The organism is Pseudogemmobacter lacusdianii (assembly GCF_030848395.1).
GTDB classification, from domain to species: domain Bacteria; phylum Pseudomonadota; class Alphaproteobacteria; order Rhodobacterales; family Rhodobacteraceae; genus Pseudogemmobacter; species Pseudogemmobacter lacusdianii.
Window position 1 is genome coordinate 1 of record NZ_JAVDBT010000035.1, and the last position, 5132, is coordinate 5132.

3 protein-coding genes are annotated in these 5132 nt (G+C 62.4%); 1 reads left to right on the forward strand and 2 read right to left on the reverse strand.

Annotation, left to right across the window (positions count from 1 at the left end; genetic code table 11):
- Window positions 1-26: 26 nt before the first annotated feature.
- Together Q9295_RS17850 and Q9295_RS17855 are read right to left on the reverse strand one after the other, a co-directional pair.
- Window positions 27-1643 carry an ABC transporter substrate-binding protein gene (locus Q9295_RS17850; RefSeq protein ID WP_306681940.1) on the reverse strand — a complete coding sequence of 539 codons (1617 nt, stop codon included), beginning with the start codon at window positions 1641-1643 and terminating at the stop codon, window positions 27-29.
- An 85-nt stretch (window positions 1644-1728) separates the two neighbouring features.
- Window positions 1729-3906, reverse strand: coding sequence for an alpha-ketoacid dehydrogenase subunit alpha/beta (locus Q9295_RS17855; RefSeq protein WP_306681941.1), 2178 nt, complete (start codon window positions 3904-3906; stop codon window positions 1729-1731).
- 162 nt (window positions 3907-4068) lie between these two features.
- Here Q9295_RS17855 and Q9295_RS17860 point away from each other — a divergent pair.
- Window positions 4069-5132, forward strand: a 1064-nt coding sequence (locus Q9295_RS17860) for an acyl-CoA dehydrogenase family protein (RefSeq protein WP_306681942.1), incomplete at its 3' end; no start/stop codon positions are given.

A 5132-nucleotide genomic window follows, 5' to 3' on the forward strand; every position in this document is an offset into this window, starting at 1 on the left:
TTTTTGCGCCGGGATTTGTTTTTGATTTATTCGCCGATGGAGATTTCGGCCAGCGGCAGGTTGCAGCATGCGCTGTAGCGGACGCCTTTGAGATCGGGGGCGTGGGCCAGGATGATGTCGGGGCTGACGAGCGGCAGGATGACGCGGTCTTCGATCATCATCTCACCAGCTTCGAACCATTTCGCGGCGGCTTCTTCCGGGGTTGCGGCGGCCAGAGCGGCGTCGCGGACAGCGGCCATGTTCGGGTTCACAATCGGCTCACCGCCGCCCGAAGCGCGGTTCGACCAGACCGAGCCTTCGATCAGACCGAAGACGTCGACATATTGCGAGGTGCCGAAGAAGTCGGGGGCAAAGAAGACCATCGACATCGGGATGCCGTCGCCATTGGCTTGCTCACGCCAGTTCGGGAAGGGCACCGGCTGCAGATTCACTGCGATACCGACCTTCGAAAGATCTTGCTGGATCTTCTGCATGGCAAGGTTGAAGTCCACGCCATAGACGTTCAGGTCCGGATAGACCGCCGAGATGGCAAAACCATCGGCATGGCCGGCAGCGGCCAGCAGCTCTTTGGCCTTCTCGGGGTTGAACTCGGGCATGGTATGGCCGTCACCACCCGGGAAGCCCAGCGGGATCGGCGTGGCGATCGGCTGGCCTTGGCCGCCAAGGGTGAACTCAATGAGCTCAGCGCGGTTCACGGCCAGCGAGACGGCCTCGCGCACTTCCGGGGTCAGCGCCACTTCATTGTCTTTCGCGCCCGGCGACAGGGTCAGATAGACGAAGTTGAACGAGGGCTTGTTGTAGATCACCACATCCGAGCCTTCGAGGGTCTTCAGCGTGTCCGGGTCGATCTGCATCGCCAGATCGACGCTGCCCGATTGCAGCATCTGCGCTTGCGAGACGGCATCTTTGACCTGACGGAAGATCACTTCCGGAACGCCCGGCGCATCGCCCCAATAGGCGTCGTTGCGCACCAGACGCAGCTCGGTGTTCGGCTCATAAGCGCCCAGCACGAAGGGGCCCGAACCGGCCGAGTTGGTCATCATCCAACCTTCGGCTTCGTCTTTCTCGGCTGCGGTCTCATCGGCGACAGCGCCTTGAGCGATCAGCACGTCGCTGTTGAGGATGCCCGACATCTGACCAGCGGTCAGCGAGGGGAATTCAGAGTTCGAAGCGACGAGCTTGAAGATAACGGTATGCGCATCCGGGGTTTCCATCGAGGCGATGGGATCGGCCACGAACGAGGCGCTGCCCTTGATGTTCTTCAGACGCTGGAAGGTCCAGACCACGTCTTTGGCCTCAACCGGCGAGCCGTCGGAGAATTTGGCGGCCGGGTTCAGCTTGAAGGTGAACTCGGTTTGGTCGGCATTGCTTTCATAGCTCAAAGCCAAAAGCGGCTTCAGCTGGTTGTCGGCGCCCACGGTGAAGAGCTGCTCATAAACCGAGGTGTTGTAGATCTGGCAGGTGTCACACCAAGCGCGATGCGGGTCGAGCGAGTTGATGTCCATGTCGCGCGCGATGATCAAGGCACGCTCTTCGGCCCAAGCGGCGGGGCTGGACAAGCTGGTCAAAGCCGCAACAACACTCACGCTCAGCGCCAGCTTGCCCAGCAGGCCTTGCGCAAAGGGGATGGTAATCGAACGCATAGTCTCTCCGGTTGTTCTGGGCTCTTTGACCCAAGGTCTTTTATAGCAAGAGCGCACCAAACGGCGCGCCCTTGGTGGTTATGCTTTAGGCGCGGCCGGTGATCAGTTCCAGCGCGCGACGGACATCCTCGGCCGTGGCAAGGGCGGCGCGGTTCAGCACCGCCGAGACGGTCGGCGCCGAGAGGCTGCCGGTGACGCGGACGATCTCATGGTCAAGGCTGTCGAAGAAGCGGCTTTGGATGCCATCGGCCCAGATCGCGCCCATCGACATGCTGCGCGCGGTCTGCTCGGCGATCACCACACGGCCGGTCTTGGCGATCGAAGCGCCGATCGTCTCCCAATCCATGCCGTGATGGTCAAGGTTGCGCAGGTCGATCACCTCGGCATCGATCCCCGAAGCCTCGGCCGCTTTGATCGCATGGCCGACCATGACCGAGGTCGCCAGCACGGTGCATTCCGAGCCTTGGCGGGCGACGTGGGCCTTGCCGAAGGGGATCAAGTAGCTGCGATCGCCTTTGGGCAGCTCGAACTCGCGCTGATAGAACTCGGTATGTTCGATGATGACGACCGGGTCATCGCAGCACAAAGCCGCATTGAGCTGGCCAACATAGTCAAAGCCGGTCGAGGGGCTGACGATGCGCCAGCCGGGGAAGAGCGCAAAGAGCGCCGAAGGATCGGTCGAATGCTGCGAGCCGTAACCGGTATGCGGCGAGACGCGGACGCGCATCACCACCGGCACCGGGAAGCCCGAGCCGAACATGTGACGGACCTTGCCCACGCCATGCGCGATCTGGTCGGCAGCGGTGAAGCAGAAGTCACCGAACATGATCTCGATCACCGGGCGCAGACCGTTGAGCGCGGCACCAAGCGCCACGCCGGTGAAGCCGTTCTCGGCAATCGGCATCGGCAGCACGCGGCCCGGCCAACGCTCCAGCGCCACGCGGGTCATGCCGCTGACGCCGCCGCGCATCTGGTGGACATCCTCGCCCATGACGATGATCCGCGGATCGCGTTCCATCGCCGCACCCAGCGCTTCGGCAGCGGCGGTGATGAAGCGGGTCTTCTCGGTCGGCAGGTTTTTAAGATCCTCATGATCCAAGAAGCGCTGATCATTGAGTTCGCTCAGATCGCCAAGGATGCCATCATCCACCGTCTTGGCATCGGGCCAAAGGTGGTCGGGGATGCGCAAAGCATTGCCGCCGGGCACTGTCTCGGTCAAAGCGGCCGAGACTTGCGCCACGCGGCTGGTGACCAAAGCGTCGATGCGCAGACGATCGGCTTCGGTCAGAAGGCCCAGTTCTTCCAGACGGGCCTCGGCCAGCGCGATCGGGTCGCGGGCGCGCCATTCCTCTTCTTCTTCCTTGGTGCGATAGCCAAAGTCCGAACCCGCACGGCCACCCGATTGGTGGTAGTAGCGGTACATCGTGGCTTCGATCGCCACCGGGCCGCCGGTCTCGCTGATCACGCGGCGCGCCTCTTCCATCGCCAGATGCACAGCGACGACATCCATGCCATCGACCTCGATCGCATGGATGCCGAGCATTGCGCCCCGCGAAGAGAGCCGAATGTCGCGGGTCACATCGGTGATCCGGGTCGAGACGCCGTAAAGGTTGTTCTCCATGAAGAAGATCACCGGCAGGCTTTGCGCCGCGGCAATGTTCATCGCCTCATAGCTGGCGCCGTTCTGCGTCGCGCCATCGCCGAAGAAAGCCACCGAGACCTGATCGCGGCCTAGGATCTTATCGGCCAAAGCATAGCCCGCAGCATGGGGCGGGTTGCCGCCCACGATGGCCGAGGTGCCCACCACGCCCGAAGCCGCATGACGCATATGCATCGAGCCACCGCGCCCGCCGCAATAGCCGGGGTTCAGGCCCATGATCTCGGCCATGAACTGGTAAATGGCATTGTCCATGCCGGGGGTGAAGTCGTCTTTGCGCGGATCCCAGCCTTCGGGGATCTCGGGGTTGATCAACTTCAAGAGCACCTGATGGTGCGCCCGGTGGGTGCCGTTGATCATATCGCAGGTGTTAAGCGCCGACATCGCGCCGACCGCACCGGCCTCTTGGCCGATCGAGGCATGGGCGGGGCCGTGGATGAGCCCGGCCTTCTCCAGCTCCAAGAGCCGCTCTTCAAAGCGCCGCACCAAGAGCATCTGGCCATACCAATGCACCAGATCCCGGCCCTCGACCGCAGCCCAATCTTCTGGGGTCGTCTCCAGTTTGACCCAAGGGGCCAGCGGTTGTAGCGCGATCTGGGTGGTCATTCTCGCCTCAGCTTCTTGGTGTCTCAGTGCCGTTTAGAAGGCCAGTCTCTGGCGCTCATCGGATATTGAAACAAAATTCCGTTTCCTGTTGAAGCGGAAGTTAAGCTGTGCCAGCCTTTGGGCGCAAGAAGATTCTTCGGGCCCGTTTCCAAGAGGAAAAACATGATCAGAGATCCGGAATTGCTGGCAGGCTTGCTCGACACGCTGCGCCGTTTTGTCGACGAGCGGCTTATCCCTGCGGAAGCTCAGGTCGAAGAGGACAATGCCATCCCCGATGCGCTGATCGATGAGATGCGCGCGCTTGGGCTTTTTGGCATGTCGATCCCCGAGGAATACGGCGGGCTTGGCCTGACGATGGAAGAAGAGGCGCTGGTCGCCTTTGAGATTGGTCGCGCCTCCTCGGCCTTCCGCTCGGTCTTTGGCACCAACAATGGCATCGGCTCGCAAGGCATTATCGTCGACGGGACCGAGGCGCAAAAGCAATATTGGCTGCCGCGCATGGCTTCGGGCGAGGTGATCGGCTCCTTCGCTTTGACCGAGCCCGAGGTTGGCTCGGATGCGGGCGCGGTGCGCACCACGGCGGTGCGCGACGGCGATCACTACATCCTCAACGGCACCAAGCGCTTCATCACCAATGCGCCGGTGGCCGGCGTCTTTACCCTGATGGCACGCACCGGCGGGCCGGGGCCTTCGGGCGTCACCGCCTTCCTCGTTCCGGCAGATCTGCCGGGCATCACCTTGGGCAAGATCGACCGCAAGATGGGCCAGCGCGGCACCAAGACCTGCGATGTGATCTTGGAAAATGTCCGCGTGCCGGCGGATGCCGTGATCGGCGGCGTTGAAGGTCTTGGCTTCAAGACCGCGATGAAGGTTCTGAACCGTGGCCGTTTGCACATCTCGGCGATCTGCGTCGGCCAAGCGCAGCGGCTTTGCGCAGAATCGGTCAGCTTTGCCAACAATCGCAGCCAGTTCGGCAAGCCGATCGCCCAGCATCAGCTGATCCAAGCGATGCTCGCCGACAGCGGCACCGAGACCTGGGCCGGCCGCGCTATGGTGCTCGAGACCGCACGGCTCTTTGACGAAAAGGCCCGGATCATCAAAGAAGCCGCCGCCTGCAAGCTCTTCTGCTCTGAGATGGTCGGCCGCGTCGCCGACCGCGCCGTCCAAATCCACGGCGGCTCGGGATATATGTCCGACTTCCCCGTCGAGCACTTCTACCGCGACGT

Bases quoted from the DNA above. Each gene is read 5' to 3' on its own strand.
- Q9295_RS17850 (WP_306681940.1), bottom strand. From the start codon at position 1,643: ATGCGTTCGATTACCATCCCCTTTGCGCAAGGCCTGCTGGGCAAGCTG.
- Q9295_RS17855 (WP_306681941.1), bottom strand. From the start codon at position 3,906: ATGACCACCCAGATCGCGCTACAACCGCTGGCCCCTTGGGTCAAACTG.